Here is a 17,216-nt window from a genome sequence, read left to right on the forward strand (position 1 = left end):
CGGGAGTGGTCCGCGCTCATAGGCTGGCCGCATGATGCTCCCCGCGGCGCTGTTGCTGCTCGGCGTCCTGACCGCCGTCGTCGGACCCAGGCTGCTCGCGCGGGCCGACTGGCCGGACCGTGAACCGGTGGTGGCGCTGTGGGTGTGGCAGTGCGTGATCGGGACCGTGCTGCTGTGCTGTGCCCTGTCGATGACGTTCAGCGCGGCGGCCGCCTCGCGGGCGGTCGGCGGTCCGGTGTTCGCGACGGCACCGAGCAAGGTCGTGGAGGCGTACGCCCTCGGCACGGCCGGCCCGCTGGCCGCGACCACCGCGGTCACGCTGGCGTGCGGTGGTCTGTGGAGCGTGGCGATGCTGGTCCGCGAGGTCGTACGGGCCCGTGCCCGGCGGCGGGCCCGGCGGGGCGAACTCCTGGTGCGGGCACCGCTGCTGCCCGGCGAGGATCCCGGCTCGGAGCGGCTGGTGGTCCTGGAGGGCGAACACCCCGACGCGTGGTGGCTTCCCGGCTCCCCGCCCCGGCTGGTCGTCACCACGGCGGCGTTGCGCCGGCTGAGGGGCCGCCGGCTGGACGCCGTCCTCGCACACGAGCGGGGGCACGCGCGGGCCCGGCACGACTGGTTGCTGCACTGCTCCGCCGCGCTGGCGGACGGGTTCCCACGGGTACCCGTGTTCGCCGCGTTCCGCGACGAGATGCACCGGCTGGTCGAGCTCGCCGCCGACGACACGGCCTCCCGCCGCTTCGGCCGGCTGACCACCGCCCTCGCCCTGGTCGAGCTCAACGAGCACCGCGGGGTGTTCGGCCCCTGCCCGGCCTCCCAGGGCCAGGTCCGGGCCCGGGTGCACCGGCTGCTGACTCCCCCGGACCGGCTCACGGCGGGGCGCCGGCTGCGGCTGACGGCCGTGGCGTCACTGGTTCCGGTGATCCCGGTCCTGGTGGCGTTCGTCCCCGGGCTGCGGGCGCTGGGGTAGAACCGCCCGGAGGCATGCGCTGAGGCCCTCTTCGTTTCGGGTCTTCCGGGCGATCAGGGCGTCGGTGTTGGCCCCGGGCCCCGGTGGTCGGCGAGGATCGCTTCATGCACTCCCCCCACATGTCTCCCCCCGACCTCGAACCGCCGCCCCGTCCACCGGAGCACCGGCACCGCCCGGTCGCCCTGTCCATCGGTGTACCGGCCCTGTGCTCGGTACTGCTGCTGATCCTGGTCGGCGCCGAGTGGCGCCCGCTGACCGGTGTGGACGGCGACATCGCCCGTACCACGCACCGCTGGGCGGTGGACGAACCGGGGCTGACGCAGACGGCCCGCGTCCTGACGAACTGGGTCTGGGATCCGTGGACCATGCGCCTGCTGGCCGGGGCGGTCGCACTGCTGCTGGTGTTCCGGTACGCGGCCCGCTGGACCGCGGTGTGGCTGGTGGTGACCTGCGCCGTGGGGACGGTGCTGCAGCAGGCCCTGAAGGCGGCGGTGGGCCGCGCCCGCCCGGTGTGGGCGGACCCGGTCGACTCGGCCCACTACGCGGCTTTCCCGTCGGGCCACGCCATGACCGCCACCATCGTCTGCGGTCTCCTGCTGTGGCTCCTGCACCGGCACGGCGTGAGACGGGCCGTGTGGGTGTGGGCCGCGACCGTGGCGGCGCTCTCGGTGGCCGGCGTCGGTCTCACCCGTGTCTGGCTCGGCGTCCACTGGGCGACGGACGTGCTCGGGGGTTGGCTCTTCGGCGCCCTGGTCGTGGCCGTGGCGGTGCGCGTCCACCGGCGGCGGCACCCGTGAGACCGCACGATCCGCGTCTTCCGGATTCTCCCGCGGGACCTCCGTGACCACTTCCCGGTGCCGGCCCGGCGGGACGCACGAGGGCCGGACGACCCGTCCCCCGGCCCGCAGGCCGGGGGACGGCGCCTCGTCAGTGCCGTTCTCCTCGGGCGATCCCCCGCGTCGCCCGAGGAGAACGGCAGCCCGGAGCGGACCCACCAGGGGGTCTGACCGGACGCGTTGAGTATAGTTGGCTGCCAGCCAGTCAATGCAGGAGTCCAGCATGTCCCCGCGCAGCCCCTCGGTCAATGAAGAATTGCGGAGGCGTTCGAAGGAACGGCTTCTGCAAGCCGCCGTCGAGGTGGTGAGCGAGCGCGGGTACGAGGCGACGACGCTCGGCGACATCGCCGACCGCGCGGGGTCCGCGCGGGGTCTGGTCTCGTACTACTTTCCGGGGAAGCGCCACCTGGTGCAGTCCGCGGTGCACCGGCTGATGCACCGGACACTGGAGGAAGCGCTGGAGCGCGAACCGCGCACCGACGACGGGCAGGAGCGGATGGCGCGGGCCATCGACGCGATCCTGGGCCTGGCCCGCGACCGCCCCGTACTGATGCGCCAGCACATGGCCGGGCTGCTGCAGGCCGAGGGCTTCCTGCCCTGCCCCGAGCAGCGGCGCCTGGCCGAACTGCTCAGCGACACCGTCGCCCGGCACGGCTCCAGCAAGGTCGACAGCGACTACCCGATGCTGCGCGCCCTGCTGATGGGCGCCGTGTTCTCGGCCCTGCTGCCGGGAGCGCCGATGCCCGTGGAGGCACTGCGCTCGGAATTGTTCAAGCGCTACCGGCTCGACTGGGAGCTGGGTGTCCCGCCCGGCACCGAGGTGCCGGGCGGGACGGGTGCGCCGGACCGGACCGGTCAGAGGGACGGAACGGGCCGGACGGACGCAGCAGGCACAACGGGCGCGCCGAACCGGACGGATGTGTCGCGGTTCTTCGCGACCGAACCGGCCCCGGACAGGCCCTAGTCCCTGTCGTCGAAGTAGTCGGGCTGCGTCTGCGCGTTGAGCTCGCGCAGCTGGATCCTCTTGGCCGGGTCCGTGCGCCGGTCGTCGATCCTCAGGACGTCGAGGCCCTTGGCGATGTCGTTCGAGTAGATGTAGCCGTTGTAGTAGTACGCCGACCAGGAGCCACCGGTGACCGTCTGGTCGGTGGCCAGCGGACCCCGCTCGAAGTAGGCGATCTCCTCCGGCTTCGAGGAGTTGGTGAAGTCCCAGACGGAGACGCCGCCCTGGTACCAGGCCTGGACCATGAGGTCCTTGCCCTTGACCGGAATCAACGAGCCGTTGTGGGCCACGCAGTTCTCGGTGTCCGCCTGGTGACGGGGGATCTTGAAGTAGCTGCGGAAGACGAGTTGGCGTTTGTCGCCCTTGCCGACGATGTCGTAGATGCCGTCCGCGCCCCGGTCCGGTCCGACGGCCGCGTTGCAGGTGGCGGCGCCACCACCGCCCAACTCATCGGTGAAAACGACCTTGTCGGCCCGCTGGTTGAAGGTCGCCGAGTGCCAGAAGGCGAAGTTGACGTTGTCCTGCACCCGGTCGATCACCTTGGGGCGCTCGGGGTTCTTGATGGAGAACAGGATGCCGTCGCCCATGCAGGCACCGGCGGCGAGGTCCTCGGACGGCAGCACGGTGATGTCGTGGCAGCCCGTGGTCTTGGAGACGCCCGGGTTGGTGGGCGCGCCCGGGTTTCCGCCGCCGTCCGGCCCCTCACCGGGGAACAGCACCGGGAATCCGACCACCGCCGCCTTGTGCGGGGCCTTGCGCGGCACCTTGATGACGGAGATGCCGTCGTGCGGCGGCCGGCAGTCGGGGTAGGCGGCGTTCGGCGAGTAGGAGGAGACGTAGACGTAGACGTTCTTGCGCTCGGGCACCAGCGTGTGGGTGTGCGAGCCGCAGGCGGTCTCGACGGCCGCGACGTAGCGCGGGTTCCGCTTGTCGCTGATGTCGAAGACCTTCATGCCCTCCCACGAGGACTTCTCGGTCGCCGGTTGCGTGGTGCTGTTGCAACTGCTGTCGCTGCGCGAGGAGTCGGTGGAGAGGAACAGCAGGTCACCGGAGACGGAAATGTCGTTCTGGGAGCCGGGGCACAGCACCTGGGCCACCGTCCTCGGTGACTTCGGGTTGCTGATGTCGAAGATGCGGAAGCCGTCGTAGTTGCCCGCGAAGGCGTACCGGCCCTGGAACGCCAGGTCCGAGTTGAATCCGGTCAGCGCGTCCTTGGGGATGTTGGCCACGTGCCGGATGTTGCCGGAGTGGACGACCTCGTCCTGGGCGGGTATCTCACCGCTCTCGATGGCCGCACGCACCTCGGCCTGCGCGCTTCGGGACATCTCCTTCGGGGCGGTCGGCTCGTCCCCGGGGTCGGGGATCGCCGTGGCCGGTGCGGCGGTGAGCAGCGCGGCCAGCAGCCCCCCGGCCGCTGCGGCAACTCCCAGCCGTCTGCGCCGGGTTCGGGGATCTTTCAACAGGATCACTGTTTTCCTCCCTTGTACCGTTCGGCTCGGAACGGGTGGTGCACCGGCAGTATCGTCCTGGCCATGCACATAACAACAGTGGGCAACACACTCGTAACGAAGTTTTCTGATCACTGTCGCGCGGAAGCGTGCTAGGACAGTCGTCGGCACTCACGAGGTGTCCCGCAGCCCTCCCCCAGAGGGGTTACCCCCAGCCACAGGAGGTCCCGTGCTCTTCCGCCGTGCGTCACGCGTGTCCGTCGTCGCGACCGGGCTGACCGCCCTGGCCGTACTCGGGCTCGCGGGCTGCGACTCCACTACGGACGACGCCAGGTCGGCTGCGGCCGGCGGGCCTTCGGTGATCGCACCGGGCGAGCCCGGGCAGCCGAACCGGACGTTGTCGGCCGCGGAGGCCGCGGAGCAGCGCGCCGAGGACGACTCCCCCAACTCCGCCGACGTCTCCTACACCCGCATGATGATCGAGCACCACTCCCAGGCCCTGGAGATGACCGAACTCGTCCCGGACCGCGCCGAGTCGCCGAAGATCGTCAAGCTGGCCGAGCGGATCACGGCCGCGCAGCAGCCGGAGATCAAGGCGATGGAGGGCTGGCTGACGACGCACAAGAAGACCAAGAAGGCCGACGAGCACGGCCACGACCACGCGGCGATGCCCGGGATGGCGACCCCGGCCCAGCTCAAGAACCTGCGCGCGGCCGAGGGAGAGGCCTTCGACCAGCTCTTCCTCACCCTGATGATCACCCATCACGAGGGAGCGATCACCATGGCCACGGACGTGAAGGCGCAGGGCAACAACATCCAGATCGAGGAGATGGCCGACGACGTGGTCGCCCAGCAGACAAGCGAGATCACCCGGATGCGCGACCTCTTTTGACACCCGCGCCGGGGCCGTTCATCACCGGGTGTGACGCGGGGTCAGCAGACCCGCGTCACGTGCCCGGCCGATGACCCGCAGCGCCCCGCGCCGGCTGTATCCGGTCGCGCACATCACGGCGAGCACCGGGTCGGCACCTTCCTCCTGGGCCGCGCGGTACTCCCGCGCCACGAAACGCCTTCCCACGGGCCCTTGCGGCCCGACCACGCGGGTCCGCCGCTCCCCCGTACCGGACGGGACACCGGCGGCCGGTTCGTCCTCGACGCCGCAGGCCCGCGCGAGCGGCCCCTCGATCCAGTCGGCGAACAGCGCCAGGTCCTCCAGCGACAGCGCGGGCCGGGCCCGTACGTCCTCGACGCAGACGCTGTGCCCGGACACCATCGCGAGCGCCTCAACCCCGGCTCCGTCCCCGAAGGTAAGCCGCACATCGAACCAGCGCGTCGTGTGCTCCCCTTCGCGCACCTCCCAGGCAGGCCGCACGGACACGGCACCGTCCGCCGGAGAACGATCGGAAAGATGAAGAAAAGGCTCCTCAAGCACGCCCGCAACGTAACCACGTGAGCACTTTCCATACGAACGAACACGCACCCCGACCGGTGGACGGCACCCTGTCAGCGGAGCGGGTGCCCCTTCGACCGCGCGGCCGAGGAGGCGGGGAGACGGCCTCCTCTCCCCTCCACCGAAGAACGCGCTCCCTGCCGCTACAGATGGCTGAATAGCTGCCGTACAAGGCGTTGACCAGAAAGCGCTTTCCCTCTACGTTCCGTTCAGCGACGTGAACCTCACGCACCCACGGCACCTCCGCACCCCCCGCGTCGCCGACACCCCCACACCACGACAGAAGGAACCGGAACATGACTTCGGTGACAACACCGCGCGCCCGTGGGCGGGCGCTGACCGGCGCACTGGCCACCCTCGGGCTCTCGGTTGGCATGCTTATGACAGCAGGCGCCGCCCCGGCCGGCGCCGCCACCTGGCCGACCCCCAACGGCAGCGAGGGCGTCTCCTCCACCATCTCGGTGTCCGGCACCAAGGACTACGGGATGAAGCGCCTCTACGGCACCGGCGCCCTGGGCTCCGGCAGCCAGGACGAGGACCAGGGCCCGATCCTGGAGCTGGCGGACGGCGCGGTCCTGAAGAACGTCATCCTCGGCGCCCCGGCCGCCGACGGCGTCCACTGCAAGGGATCCTGCACGCTGCAGAACGTGTGGTGGGAGGACGTCGGCGAGGACGCGGCGACCTTCAAGGGCAAGTCGTCGTCAGCGGTCTACACCGTCAGCGGCGGCGGGGCGAAGGAAGCCAGCGACAAGGTGTTCCAGTTCAACGGCGCCGGAACGCTGAACGTGTCGAACTTCGCGGTCAAGAACTTCGGCACCTTCGTGCGCTCCTGCGGCAACTGCTCCACGCAGTACAAGCGCACGATCAACCTCAACACGATCGAGGTGAACTGGAAGGGCAGCAGGATCGCCGGGATCAACACCAACTACGGCGACAGCGTGACCCTGCGCAACATCACGGTCATCGGGGACAGCAGCAAGAAGATCATCCCCTGCCAGAAGTACATCGGCAACAACACCGGCAAGGAGCCCAGCACCAACGGCTCCGACGCCGACGGCACGTACTGCAAGTACGGGTCGTCCGACATCACCTACAAGTAGCCCTTCCCCGCACAACGGCCCCCCACGGTGAGGCGGCGGCCGTACGGAGCGCCCCGCGCGGTGCTCCGTACGGCCGCCGCATCGTGCCGCGCCCGCCGCTTGCCCCGCCCACCGCCCGTCTCGTCCGCGCTATCTCCGCCCGCCCGGTCCGCTGTTCCCGGTGAGCCCGTTGGCCCCACTGGTTCCGCCGGGCCCACCGGGCCCACCGGGCCCACCGGGCCCACCCACGCTCGCGCGGATCTCGCCGATGAGTTCACGCCGGTAGTCGGTGTAGGCGGCCCGCAGCGCGTCGCCCGGCCAGCCGGCGGGGAGGAGGGCCGGAGGCAGGACGGGGTCGGTGAGCAGGTGGCGTACGACGGCCGCGAAGACGGTGAGCCGATCGGCGGGGCGGTCGGCGCCGTCGATGTGCGCGAGGAGCGCGCGGGCCGTGCCCGCCCAGGTGTCCAGCGGCCACAGACTCGCGGCCAGGTCGGCGGCGGGCCCGTCGGGGCGGGCCGTGTAGTGCTGGGCCACCCGGTCGGGAGGCACGGACAGCGGGCGGTCCAGGTTGGCCGGCCGGAGCCACACGCCCTCGCGGAGTTCGGCGAGCCGAAGGGCGGCCAGCCGAGTGCGCAGATCCGCGCGCTCGGCGGGACCACGTCCCGTCGCGGTGATCACCACCATCTCCCAGTCACCGTCCCACGCGCGTGTGCTCGGTTGTACGGCCTCGTCCTGGCGGGTCTGGCGGTCGAGCAACCGGTCACTGAGGCGGTAGCCGGCACCGGTTTCGGTGCGCACCAGATCACCGGCGGCCACCATCCGGCTGAGGGCGGCCCGCAGCGTGGAGCCGCCGACGCCGAAGCGCTCCACGAGCCGCCCCAGTTCCCGCGCCGGAAGCTGCGGCGGGTGCGTGCCGAGCAGCAGGCTCAGCACGACCGACCGCGCGGCCAGGGGACGCAGTCGCAGGTCACCGGTTCGCTCCGGGTCGTTCCTCCGCATGAATGGGTACTGTACGGCGCGCTTCTCACCCTGCGGCGCACTGCCGGACGACACGTGTTGCATCATTGCTGCAGCCGTAGGGATGATGCAACACTCAGCGTATGGCCACGACAATCGCGCACGAGCAGCACGGCGGACTCGCCGCCTCCCCCGAGGGACACGCGGCACCGGAGGCACTCGCGGCGCCCCGCGGGTACGCCACGCACGACGTCCTGAACCAGCCCGCTTCCCTGGCCCCCTACGACGCGTCCGACGACACCGCCCTCCTGGAGGGGGTGCGGCGTGAGGGCGCCGGTTGGGCGGAGGAGGATCTGCGGCGGCTCGGCCGGCTGGCCGGCAGTGCCCAGGTGCAGGAGTGGAGCGAACAGGCCAACCGCCACGAGCCCGAACTGCGCACGCACGACCGGTACGGAAACCGGATCGACGAGGTCGAGTTCCATCCGAGCTGGCACCACCTGATGCGCACGGCCGTCACCGAAGGGCTGGCCGGCGCGCCCTGGGCGGACGACCGGCCCGGCGCCCATGTCGCGCGCACCGCGGGCGGACTCGTGTGGGGGCACACGGACGCGGGGCACGGCTGCCCGACCTCCATGACGTACGCGGCGGTACCCGCCCTGCGCCGGCAGCCGGAACTGGCTCGGGTGTACGAGCCCTTGCTGACCAGCCGGGAGTACGAGCCGGGCCTGCGGGTGCCGACCGAGAAGCGCGGGCTGCTGGCCGGCATGGGGATGACGGAGAAGCAGGGCGGCTCCGACGTCCGGACCAACACCACGAGGGCGACGCCGACCGCGGAGCCCGGTGTGTACACGCTGCACGGGCACAAGTGGTTCACGTCGGCGCCGATGTGCGACGTGTTCCTGGTGCTGGCGCAGGCTCCGGGGGGCCTGTCGTGCTTCCTGCTGCCGCGCGTGCTGCCCGACGGTACGCGCAACACGTTCCGTATCCAACGGCTGAAGGACAAGCTGGGCAACCGGTCCAACGCGTCCTCCGAGCCGGAGTTCGACGGGACCGTCGCCTGGCTGGTCGGCCCGGAGGGGCAGGGCGTGAAGACCATCATCGAGATGGTCAACTGCACCCGGCTGGACTGCGTGATGATGTCGGCGGCGCTGATGCGCAAGACGCTCGTCGAGGCGGGGCACCATGTGCGCCACCGCAGTGCCTTCGGGGCCCGGCTGATCGACCAGCCGCTGATGCGCAACGTGCTGGCCGATCTCGCCCTGGAGTCGGAGGCCGCGACAGCGCTGACCCTGCGGCTCGCCGGGGCGGCCGACCGCGCGGTGCGCGGGGACGCGCAGGAGGCCGCGTTCCGCCGGATCGCGACCGCCGTCGGCAAGTACTGGGTCACCAAACGGGGCCCGGCCTTCACCGCCGAGGCCCTGGAGTGCCTGGGCGGCAACGGCTACGTCGAGGAGTCGGGCATGCCCCGGCACTACCGGGAGGCCCCACTGCTGTCGATCTGGGAGGGCTCGGGCAACGTCAACGCCCTCGATGTGCTGCGGGCGCTGGGCCGGGACACGGCCACGGCGCAGGCGTTCTTCGCCGAACTCGCGCTCAGCCGCGGGGCGGACGCCCGGCTGGACGCGGCCGTGAGCCGGCTCGAGGGCCGGCTGGCGGAGGGCTCGCAGGCGGGGGCCCGGCGGCTGGTGGAGCAGTTGGCCCTGGTCCTCCAGGGTTCCCTCCTCGTCCGGCACGCCCCGTCCGCGGTCGCCGACGCCTTCTGTGCGACGCGGCTCGGCGGTGACTGGGGGCACTCGTTCGGCACGCTGCCCGACGGGGCCGGTCTGGGCTCGATCGTGGACCGCGCACTTCCGGCCCCGTAGGCCGCCGCACCGGTCCGACCTGCGACGACACCTGATCCAAAAGTGACTGTCAGTGGTGGGGTGCAGACTGGCCGGTGTCTGGAACGGATGCGTCGACGAGGGCGTCGGCGACGTCGCGGAGGTGATCGGCATGACCGAGGTACTGCTCGCCGTGGGCACCCGCAAAGGCCTGTTCATCGGGCGCCGACGGGGTGGCGTCTGGGAGTTCGACGACCGCCCCTACTTCAACGCCCAGGCGGTGTACTCGATCGCCGTCGACACCCGGGGCGCGGTCCCCCGGCTGCTGGTCGGCGGGGACAGCACGCACTGGGGTCCGTCCGTGTTCCACTCCGACGACCTGGGCCGCACCTGGACCGAACCGGCGCGGCCCGCCGTCAGGTTCCCCAAGGACACGGGGGCGTCGCTGGAGCGGGTCTGGCAGCTTCATCCGGCCGCGGCGGAGCCGGACGTGGTGTACGCGGGCACGGAACCGGCCGCGCTCTACCGCTCGGAGGACCGCGGGGAGACCTTCGATCTGGTCCGTCCGCTGTGGGAGCATCCGACCCGTTCCCAGTGGGTGCCGGGCGGTGGCGGCGAGGGTCTGCACACCGTGCTGACCGACGAGCGGGATCCGCGTGCGGTGACGGTGGCCGTGTCCACGGCGGGAGTGTTCCGCACCCGTGACGGCGGCGTCACCTGGGCCCCCTCCAACTCCGGGGTCTCCGCGGTGTTCCTGCCGGATCCGAATCCGGAGTTCGGGCAGTGCGTGCACAAGGTCGCCCGGGACGCGGTGACACCGGACCGGCTGTATCTGCAGAACCACTGGGGCGTGTACCGCAGCGACGACGCGGGTGCGCGGTGGACGGACATCGGCGAGGGTCTGCCGTCGACGTTCGGCTTCGCGGTGGTGGCGCATCCGCATCGAGGTGACACGGCGTACGTGTTCCCGATCAACGCCGACTCCGACCGGGTCCCGGCCGACCGGCGCTGCCGCGTCTTCCGCACCACGGACGCGGGCAGGAGCTGGGAGCCGCTCGCCGCGGGCCTGCCGCAGGGCGACCACTACGGCACGGTGCTGCGCGACGCGATGTGCCACGACGGCGCCGACCCCGCGGGCGTGTACTTCGGCAACCGTAACGGTGAGGTGTACGCGTCGGCCGACGACGGCGACAGCTGGCAACAGCTCGCGGCGCATCTGCCGGACGTGTTGTGCGTGCGGGCCTCGGTCGTCTGAGGGGGCTGAGGCGGTTGAGGCGGTTGAGGGGTTGAGGGGTTGAGGCGGTTGAGGGGTTGAGGGCCAGAGAGATTCCGAGGCCCCGCGGTGCGGACCGGTCAGATGCGCACCGCGGGGCTCGGGTCGTCGGGTCGTCCTCCTTGCGGGCCCGGGAATCCGCCTCAACGGTCCTGCTGAACCGCCGTGTCCGTCTCGTGGGCCGACGGCAGCCGCCAGTCGACGGGGGCGGCACCCTGCCGGACCAGGAAGTCGTTGGCCCGGCTGAACGGGCGCGAGCCGAAGAAGCCCCGGTCCGCCGACATCGGCGAGGGATGAGCCGACTCGATGGCGGGATAGTCCCCGAGCAGCGGACGCAGATTGCGCGCGTCCCGGCCCCACAGGATCGACACCAACGGGCCTCCCCGCGCGGCGAGGGCGCGGATCGCCTGCTCCGTGACTTCCTCCCAGCCCTTGCCCCGGTGAGCGGCCGGCTTGCGCGGGGCGGTGGTGAGCGCCCTGTTGAGCAGCAGGACCCCCTGCTCGGTCCATGGGGTCAGATCGCCGTTGGCGGGCCTGGGCAGGCCCAGGTCCGCGTTCAGTTCCCGGTAGATGTTCTCCAGGCTGCCCGGCAGCGACCGGACGTCCGGCGAGACCGCGAAACTCAGGCCGATCGCCATTCCCGGTGTGGGGTACGGGTCCTGACCGACGATCAGGACGCGTACGTCGTCGAAGGGTTGCTGGAACGCCCGCAGCACGTTCGCTCCCGCCGGGAGGTACGTCCGGCCGGCCGCCACCTCGGCGCGCAGGAAGTCCCCCATGGCCGCGACGCGTCCGGCCACCGGTTCCAGGGCCTTCGCCCAGCCGGGCTCAACAAGTTCACGCAAGGGTCTTGGTGCCACGCCTGACAACTCTAGTGGCTCGCACCGACACCCCGTACCAAGCGGTCCGGCCCCTGCGCCGGAAGGCGTCCGGGCGCTAGTGTTCCTCCCCGTCATGGTCGTCGAGGAGATGGGGAACGCGGTGTCTCCGTCCGCCGGGCCCGGATTCGTCGCCGTGGATTCCGGGGGCTCCGGACTTCGTGTCGTCGTCGGTGCCGCCGGGCGCGGTCCGCTCGCCCGGGGCGCTTCCGGTGAACCGGTGCGGACCGGTTCCCGGGGAATCGATCCGGGGCATCTCATGGAGCAACTCGTGCCCATGGCACGGGGGCTGGCCGCCGAGGCCGGGATCGGGCGGCTGGACACGGCGGCCGTCGGTGCGGCCGGGCTGGCCAGCCTCGGGGACGCGCTGCGCGCCGAGCTGCCGGGGGCGCTGACCCGAGAACTTGGGGTACGGCGTGTGGCACTGGCCGCCGACGCCGTCACCGCCTATGTCGGCGCTCTGGGGTCCCGGCCGGGTGCTGTGGTCGCCGCCGGTACGGGCCTGATCGCCGTCGGCACCGATCTGGCCGGGTGGCGCCGGGCGGACGGCTGGGGGCATCTGCTCGGCGACTGCGGCGGTGGCGCGTGGATCGGGCGGGCAGGCCTGGAGGCGGCGCTGCGCGCCCATGACGGACGGGAGGGCGGCTCCAACCGGCTGCTGGAGTGCGCCGAGGAGATGTTCGGTCCGGCGGCCGCGCTGCCCGGCCACCTGTATCCGCGTACCGACCGGGCGGCCGTCCTCGCCTCCTTCGCACCCCGGGTGGCGGAGTGCGCCGACGATGACGCCGTCGCCGCGGACATCCTGCGGGCGGCCGCCCGGCACATGGCCGACTCGGCGGCGGCCGTCTGCCCGGAGACGGGTCCGGGCGTGGGTGCCGGTTCGGGTTCGGGTTCGGGTTCGGGTTCGGTCGAGCCTCTGGTGGCGCTCACCGGTGGCCTGTTCAACATGGGCGACCCGCTTCTCGTACCCCTGGACGAGGAGTTGGCGAAACGGCTGCCGAGGGCTCGACGGGTGGCGGCCAAGGGCAATCCGCTGCACGGGGCGGTGTGCATCGCCACCGACCTCGCGACCGGTTCGTTCACCCTTCCGGGTGACGAGAAGATGCTGTGCGTGACGAGTCCGGCAGGTGGAGGGGGCCTCGACGCACCCGACGCCGACACATAACACAACAGACATATCCGGATGGATGTCTCGCAGACGTACCCTCCCCGAACAGAGGAGCCCAGGAAACCACTAACATTCCGCTCCATGAGCACCCCCACTGGGCCCGCGTCCGGCCTGCCAGTACGAATGCCGCGCCCCCGCCAGCCCGGACGGCACCGCCGTCCCGAGCCTCTGGTGGCTCCCGAGGGCGCGCCCGCGCTCGTCCTCGCCGTGCCGGGTACTCCGAGCAGCGCCACCCGTTCCCTCGCGGACGAGGTCGTGAGCATCGCCCGCTCCGAGCTCCCCGGCCTGGACGCTCGGATCGGTTACCTCGACGGAGACGACGAGGAGTTTCCCACGCTGCAGGCGGTACTCGCGCATGCCGCCGAGGAGCGCACCGCCCGCTTCGAGCAGGCTCGTGCCGCCGGCATGGACGTCAAGGAACCGGATGGCCCCGTCGCCGTCGTCGTGCCGCTGCTCGCCGGTCCGGACAGCGCGCTGCTGCGCCAGGTCCGTCAGGCGCTGATGGACAGCCGCGTCGCCGCCGAGCTGACCGATGTGCTCGGTCCGCACCCGCTGCTCGCGGAGGCTCTGCACGTGCGACTGTCCGAGGCCGGTCTGGCCCGCGCCGACCGGGCCCGGCTGTTCACCGTGGCGACCGCCGCGGACGGCATCGTCCTCGCCTCCGTGGGCGGTGACGAGGCCGTGCAGGCGGCCGGGATCACCGGCATGCTGCTCGCCGCGCGTCTCGCCGTGCCGGTGATGGCGGCGGCCCTGGACGAGGAGGGTTCGATCGCGTCGGTGGCCGAGCAGCTGCGCAACTCCGGTTCGCAGCAGCTGGCTCTCGCGCCGTACCTGATCGGTCCCGAGATCGACGCGAGCCTGGTCGAGGAGGCCGCGAAGGAGGTCGGCTGCTCCGCCGCCGAGGCGCTGGGTCCCTACCCGGCGATCGGCAAGCTCGCCCTTGCCAAGTACACGTCCGCGCTGGGTATCGCCCCGCAGCAGGCGCAGAGCACTCCGGCGCACTGACCGGGGCGGCTCATCCGCTCGTACGACGCCGAACCGGCCCGCTCCGACCATCGGAGCGGGCCTTTCGGCTTGTACCCGCCGAGGTGGCGGTTCTCAGCCGACGACCACACAGGACGCCGCTGCCACCGGGATCGCACCGCCGCGCCGGGGTACGCCCGTGTCCGGGTCGACCGCGAACCAGGTCACGTCCCCGGAGCGCTCGTTCGCGACGTACAGGAAGCCGCGGGACTCGGTGAGCGCGCGGGGCCAGTGACCGCCGCAGGGCACGGTGGCGGTCAGCCGCAGCCCGGCCGCCCCCTCTGCGTTTCCATCCACCGCGAGAACCGACAGCACGTCCTCGCCTCGGGTCGCGGTCCACACGAAGCGCCCGTCGGGCGAGACGGCGACGCCCGACGGATAGGCGTCGCCCGCCGGGGTGCCGGGCAGGACCGGGATCTCGGTGAGCGACCGGAGCGCGCCCTCCGCGGCGTCCCAGCGGCAGACGACCAGGGTGGGGCTGAGCTCGTTGAGGACGTACGCACGCGTGCCGTCCGGGTGGAAGGCCAGGTGCCGGGGGCCGGAGCCGGGGCGCAGCGCGACCTCCCGGTGCTGCGCGGGAGCGCCGTCGGCCAGGGTGTACACCCGCACCGAGTCCGTGCCGAGGTCGACGCCGACCGCCCAGTGGCCGCTCGGGTCCGGCAGTATCTGGTGGGCGTGCGGCCCCTGCTGACACTGCGGGTGGGGGCCCGAGCCGGTGTGCCGGAACACCCCGGAGACAGACCGCCCCAGGCCGCCGTCGCCGCGGACGGGGACGGCGGTGACGCTGCCGGAGCCGTAGTTGGCGGTGAGGACGTGTCCGGCGAAGACGCAGAGGTGGGTCGGCCCGTTCGCATGGACCGGCACCGGAGAGCCGACCGGCTCCAGCACGTCCCCCGCTCCCGCACCGGACACCCGGTATGCGGCCACGGCCCCTTCGGCCGTCTCGCTGACCGCGTAGAGCGTCCTTGCGTCGGGTGAGAGCGCCAGACAGGAGGGATCGGGCAGATCGTTCCGGGCGCCCAGGACGGTCAGTGCGCCGTCGTCGGGGGCGACAGAGGCGGTGACGATGCCCGGGCCTCCCGCCGCCGTGAACGATCCGATGAACGCCCGCCGTCTGCCGTCCGTCACGCCTGATCCTCTCCGGTTCCTGGCCATCCGCGGCTGCTCCTGCCGATCTCCGCCGATCTCCGCCGGTCTCCGACCGGTTTCGTCCCGACCGGAGCGACGCTAGCAGCCGACCCCTCCAGGTCTAGACCAAAACCCTCGGTTCGTCTGCTCAGGTACCGCACGCCCGCTTCCGGCACTCGGAGCCGCTTGTGATCTTCGGCACTTCCGGCTCCGACGTCTCCCACCCCTCCCGGAGCGGCGACGGCGTCACCCTGCTGGGCGGGATCCGGACGGCAACACCCTTCGACAGCAAGAACGCCCTGGTCACACGGGGGCGGGCTGTCACGGCCCCCCGGACGTCGACTGCCCTGCCGCCCTGGATGAACGGCCACAGAATGACCCGTACCGCACAAAACACCTTGTAAGCGGCCCGAGTCCACAAGCCGGGACACCCCGTGTCGCACGGCCGCACCGGACGTCGTCACCGGGGGCCGGCGGCAGAAGATTCCTTCCGGAACGGTGATTGTTTCGCCACTGCCATCCGTACTCCCTGGCGTTGGGCTGTTGATACACCAGGAGGCACGATGCGCATCTCGCGCAGCACGGCAGGAACCGCGTTCGTGGGCGGAGCCATGGTTCTCACCCTCTCCGCGCTCGCCTACCCCACCATGCTGGGCGTGCAGAACACATCGACCACCCAGGACCGGGTCGTCGCCAACACGCAGTACGGCCAACTGACCGAGGCCGACCGTGACTTCGTGGTCAAGGTGCGTGCCGCCGGACTGTGGGAGCACCCCCTGGGCCTGCTGGCGATGGAGCGGGGCACGACGCCGGAGATGAAGGAGGTGGGAGAGCACCTGGTCGTGGGGCACGGACGGCTCGACGAGAGCTGCCGCAGGATCTCCCTCGAGCTGGGCATCACCCTGCCCAACCAGGCTTCGCCCCAGCAGGAGCAGTTCGTGGAGACCATCAAGGCCACCAACGACAAGGAGTTCGACACCACGGCCGTGAACATCATGCGGGTGACGCACGGCCAGATCTTCTCGGTGATCGCCAAGGTCAGGGCCAACACCAGGAACACCTTGGTGCGGCAGCTGGCGGACCAGGCCAACGACACCGTGCTCGACCACATCACGGTCCTGGAGAAGACCGGACTGGTCAATCACGAGCAGGTCAACTTCCAGCAGACCAGCCCGCCCAAGATGCCCCAGGAGCAGGTGACGCCGCCGGCCCCGCAGGCGGGCGCCCCGGTGCTGGTGCTCGAGATCCCCGAGGAACTGAAGGACCTCAACACGGTCTCCCCGGCGCCGACCCCCGGCGCGACGGTGAAGTAGACGCCCCGGGGCCCGGGAGACGGGCGTCAGGACCCGCGGCGGGGTTTGCCCCGGCGCGGGTTCTTCGGTGCGCCGCCGGTACCCTTCCGCCGCCCGCGGCCGGCCGGCCCGCCTGCCGCCTGCTGCCGGCGGGCACCGCCCTTCTCGGCGGCCCGCCCGGGCTTCTCCTGCTTTTCTCGCTTCTCCTGCGCGGAAGGCTGGGACCGGGTGCGGCCCCGGGTGCTGTTGACGGTCCGGCCTCGGACGATCCCGATGAGGTCCTCCACCGAGTCGGTGGTCGCGGCCTCGGGCCACGCCAGCGCCACGCTCGACTCGGGGGCGTCCTTGAGCGGCCGGTGGGTGAGGTCCTTGCGGTGGTGCAGCCGCGCCAGGGACAGCGGTACGACGAGCACGCCGATCCCGGCCGCGACGAGCTGGACGGCGTCGGCGGTGGTCGCGGGCCGTTCGAGGGCGGGCCTCCCGGGCAGGGTGTCCCACACGAGGACGTCGTCGAGGGGGTGCAGCACGATCTCGTCGGCCAGGTCCTCGGGGGCGACCTCGTCGACCGCCGTCACGAGGTGGTCCTTGGGAACCACGACGACCGTCTGCTCGGTGTAGAGGGGAATCGCGCTGAAGACCGTCCGGTCGACGGGCAGCCGGACGAGACCCGCGTCGGCGTCCCCGTTCAGCATCAGGTCGCCCGCCTCCGCGGCGGGCACCTGGGTGAGGGTCAGCGGGACACCGGGCAGTCGCTCGTTCCAGACGCGCACCCACTTGCCGGGCATCACCCCGGGTGCGTACACGAGCCGGAACGATGGGGACACATCCGAGCCTGTCACCCGGCCAGGCTACCGGCCTCGTCCACCGATCGTGGTCAGCGGTCGCGCACACGGT

At 71.7% G+C, this 17,216-nt stretch carries 16 protein-coding genes; 10 read left to right on the top strand and 6 right to left on the bottom strand.

All coding sequences use genetic code 11. The features are described from left to right. The first annotated feature begins 31 nt into the window (after nucleotides 1–31). The 3 genes from ACVW19_RS04625 (at nucleotide 32) to ACVW19_RS04635 (ending at nucleotide 2,767) form a co-directional block, all read left to right on the top strand. Nucleotides 32–967 carry a M56 family metallopeptidase gene (locus ACVW19_RS04625; RefSeq protein ID WP_457456809.1) on the top strand — a complete coding sequence of 312 codons (936 nt, stop codon included), beginning with the start codon at nucleotides 32–34 and terminating at the stop codon, nucleotides 965–967. Between the two features lie 119 nt (nucleotides 968–1,086). Further along, nucleotides 1,087–1,764, top strand: coding sequence for a phosphatase PAP2 family protein (locus ACVW19_RS04630; protein WP_457456811.1), 678 nt, complete (start codon nucleotides 1,087–1,089; stop codon nucleotides 1,762–1,764). 262 nt (nucleotides 1,765–2,026) lie between these two features. Further along, a complete protein-coding gene (locus ACVW19_RS04635) occupies nucleotides 2,027–2,767 on the top strand; it encodes a TetR/AcrR family transcriptional regulator (RefSeq protein ID WP_457456813.1) in 741 nt (246 codons plus the stop codon). Here the strand turns inward: ACVW19_RS04635 and ACVW19_RS04640 are convergent. Further along, the gene (locus ACVW19_RS04640; RefSeq protein ID WP_457456814.1) at nucleotides 2,764–4,275 is read right to left on the bottom strand and encodes an LVIVD repeat-containing protein; all 1,512 of its coding nucleotides are present in this window, start codon (nucleotides 4,273–4,275) and stop codon (nucleotides 2,764–2,766) included. The genes ACVW19_RS04635 and ACVW19_RS04640 overlap by 4 nt on opposite strands. 208 nt (nucleotides 4,276–4,483) lie before the next feature. Here ACVW19_RS04640 and ACVW19_RS04645 point away from each other — a divergent pair, with 208 nt between their 5' ends. After that, nucleotides 4,484–5,146 carry a DUF305 domain-containing protein gene (locus ACVW19_RS04645; RefSeq protein WP_457456816.1) on the top strand — a complete coding sequence of 221 codons (663 nt, stop codon included), beginning with the start codon at nucleotides 4,484–4,486 and terminating at the stop codon, nucleotides 5,144–5,146. A 21-nt stretch (nucleotides 5,147–5,167) separates the two neighbouring features. Here the strand turns inward: ACVW19_RS04645 and ACVW19_RS04650 are convergent, their stop codons facing one another. Continuing rightward, on the bottom strand, nucleotides 5,168–5,632 hold the full coding sequence (locus ACVW19_RS04650) for a DUF6214 family protein (protein ID WP_457456817.1): 465 nt from the start codon (nucleotides 5,630–5,632) through the stop codon (nucleotides 5,168–5,170). Nucleotides 5,633–6,000: 368 nt separating this feature from the next. Between ACVW19_RS04650 and ACVW19_RS04655 the strand changes: the two genes are divergently transcribed. Further along, on the top strand, nucleotides 6,001–6,804 hold the full coding sequence (locus ACVW19_RS04655; RefSeq protein WP_457456819.1) for a pectate lyase: 804 nt from the start codon (nucleotides 6,001–6,003) through the stop codon (nucleotides 6,802–6,804). Nucleotides 6,805–6,933: 129 nt separating this feature from the next. On the opposite strand, the gene ACVW19_RS04660 is transcribed toward ACVW19_RS04655, so the two are convergent. Beyond that, a complete protein-coding gene (locus tag ACVW19_RS04660) occupies nucleotides 6,934–7,782 on the bottom strand; it encodes a PaaX family transcriptional regulator C-terminal domain-containing protein (protein ID WP_457456821.1) in 849 nt (282 codons plus the stop codon). Between the two features lie 101 nt (nucleotides 7,783–7,883). Between ACVW19_RS04660 and ACVW19_RS04665 the strand changes: the two genes are divergently transcribed. Next, a complete protein-coding gene (locus ACVW19_RS04665) occupies nucleotides 7,884–9,602 on the top strand; it encodes a DNA alkylation response protein (RefSeq protein WP_457456822.1) in 1,719 nt (572 codons plus the stop codon). Between the two features lie 52 nt (nucleotides 9,603–9,654). Continuing rightward, the gene (locus ACVW19_RS04670) at nucleotides 9,655–10,815 is read left to right on the top strand and encodes a WD40/YVTN/BNR-like repeat-containing protein (protein WP_457456824.1); all 1,161 of its coding nucleotides are present in this window, start codon (nucleotides 9,655–9,657) and stop codon (nucleotides 10,813–10,815) included. Nucleotides 10,816–10,976: 161 nt separating this feature from the next. Here the strand turns inward: ACVW19_RS04670 and ACVW19_RS04675 are convergent, their stop codons facing one another. Then, nucleotides 10,977–11,693, bottom strand: coding sequence for a uracil-DNA glycosylase (locus ACVW19_RS04675; protein ID WP_457456826.1), 717 nt, complete (start codon nucleotides 11,691–11,693; stop codon nucleotides 10,977–10,979). Nucleotides 11,694–11,787: 94 nt separating this feature from the next. Between ACVW19_RS04675 and ACVW19_RS04680 the strand changes: the two genes are divergently transcribed. Next, nucleotides 11,788–12,876, top strand: a complete 1,089-nt coding sequence (locus ACVW19_RS04680; RefSeq protein WP_457456827.1) for an N-acetylglucosamine kinase — start codon at nucleotides 11,788–11,790, stop codon at nucleotides 12,874–12,876. Nucleotides 12,877–12,960: 84 nt separating this feature from the next. Then, the gene (locus ACVW19_RS04685) at nucleotides 12,961–13,884 is read left to right on the top strand and encodes a sirohydrochlorin chelatase (protein WP_457456829.1); all 924 of its coding nucleotides are present in this window, start codon (nucleotides 12,961–12,963) and stop codon (nucleotides 13,882–13,884) included. Between the two features lie 93 nt (nucleotides 13,885–13,977). Here the strand turns inward: ACVW19_RS04685 and ACVW19_RS04690 are convergent, their stop codons facing one another. Beyond that, nucleotides 13,978–15,030, bottom strand: coding sequence for a lactonase family protein (locus ACVW19_RS04690; protein WP_457456831.1), 1,053 nt, complete (start codon nucleotides 15,028–15,030; stop codon nucleotides 13,978–13,980). A 563-nt stretch (nucleotides 15,031–15,593) separates the two neighbouring features. Here ACVW19_RS04690 and ACVW19_RS04695 point away from each other — a divergent pair. Next, entirely contained in the window at nucleotides 15,594–16,343 is a 750-nt protein-coding gene (locus ACVW19_RS04695) for a DUF4142 domain-containing protein (protein WP_457456833.1), read from the top strand. Nucleotides 16,344–16,369: 26 nt separating this feature from the next. Here ACVW19_RS04695 and ACVW19_RS04700 read toward each other — a convergent pair whose 3' ends face one another. Then, nucleotides 16,370–17,161: a LysR family transcriptional regulator substrate-binding protein gene (locus ACVW19_RS04700; protein WP_457456835.1), complete on the bottom strand. Its 792-nt coding sequence runs from the start codon at nucleotides 17,159–17,161 to the stop codon at nucleotides 16,370–16,372. Nucleotides 17,162–17,216: the final 55 nt, after the last annotated feature.

The sequence above is a fragment of the Streptomyces sp. TE5632 genome, assembly GCF_054061295.1.

What these genes read in the sequence shown, in the direction of transcription:
- ACVW19_RS04680 (WP_457456827.1), top strand. Translation starts at nt 11,788, where the DNA reads ATGGTCGTCGAGGAGATGGGGAACGCGGTGTCTCCGTCCGCCGGGCCC.
- ACVW19_RS04665 (WP_457456822.1), top strand. Translation starts at nt 7,884, where the DNA reads ATGGCCACGACAATCGCGCACGAGCAGCACGGCGGACTCGCCGCCTCC.
- ACVW19_RS04630 (WP_457456811.1), top strand. Translation starts at nt 1,087, where the DNA reads ATGTCTCCCCCCGACCTCGAACCGCCGCCCCGTCCACCGGAGCACCGG.
- ACVW19_RS04635 (WP_457456813.1), top strand. Translation starts at nt 2,027, where the DNA reads ATGTCCCCGCGCAGCCCCTCGGTCAATGAAGAATTGCGGAGGCGTTCG.
- ACVW19_RS04685 (WP_457456829.1), top strand. Translation starts at nt 12,961, where the DNA reads ATGAGCACCCCCACTGGGCCCGCGTCCGGCCTGCCAGTACGAATGCCG.
- ACVW19_RS04655 (WP_457456819.1), top strand. Translation starts at nt 6,001, where the DNA reads ATGACTTCGGTGACAACACCGCGCGCCCGTGGGCGGGCGCTGACCGGC.
- ACVW19_RS04660 (WP_457456821.1), bottom strand. Translation starts at nt 7,782, where the DNA reads ATGCGGAGGAACGACCCGGAGCGAACCGGTGACCTGCGACTGCGTCCC.
- ACVW19_RS04625 (WP_457456809.1), top strand. Translation starts at nt 32, where the DNA reads ATGATGCTCCCCGCGGCGCTGTTGCTGCTCGGCGTCCTGACCGCCGTC.
- ACVW19_RS04695 (WP_457456833.1), top strand. Translation starts at nt 15,594, where the DNA reads ATGCGCATCTCGCGCAGCACGGCAGGAACCGCGTTCGTGGGCGGAGCC.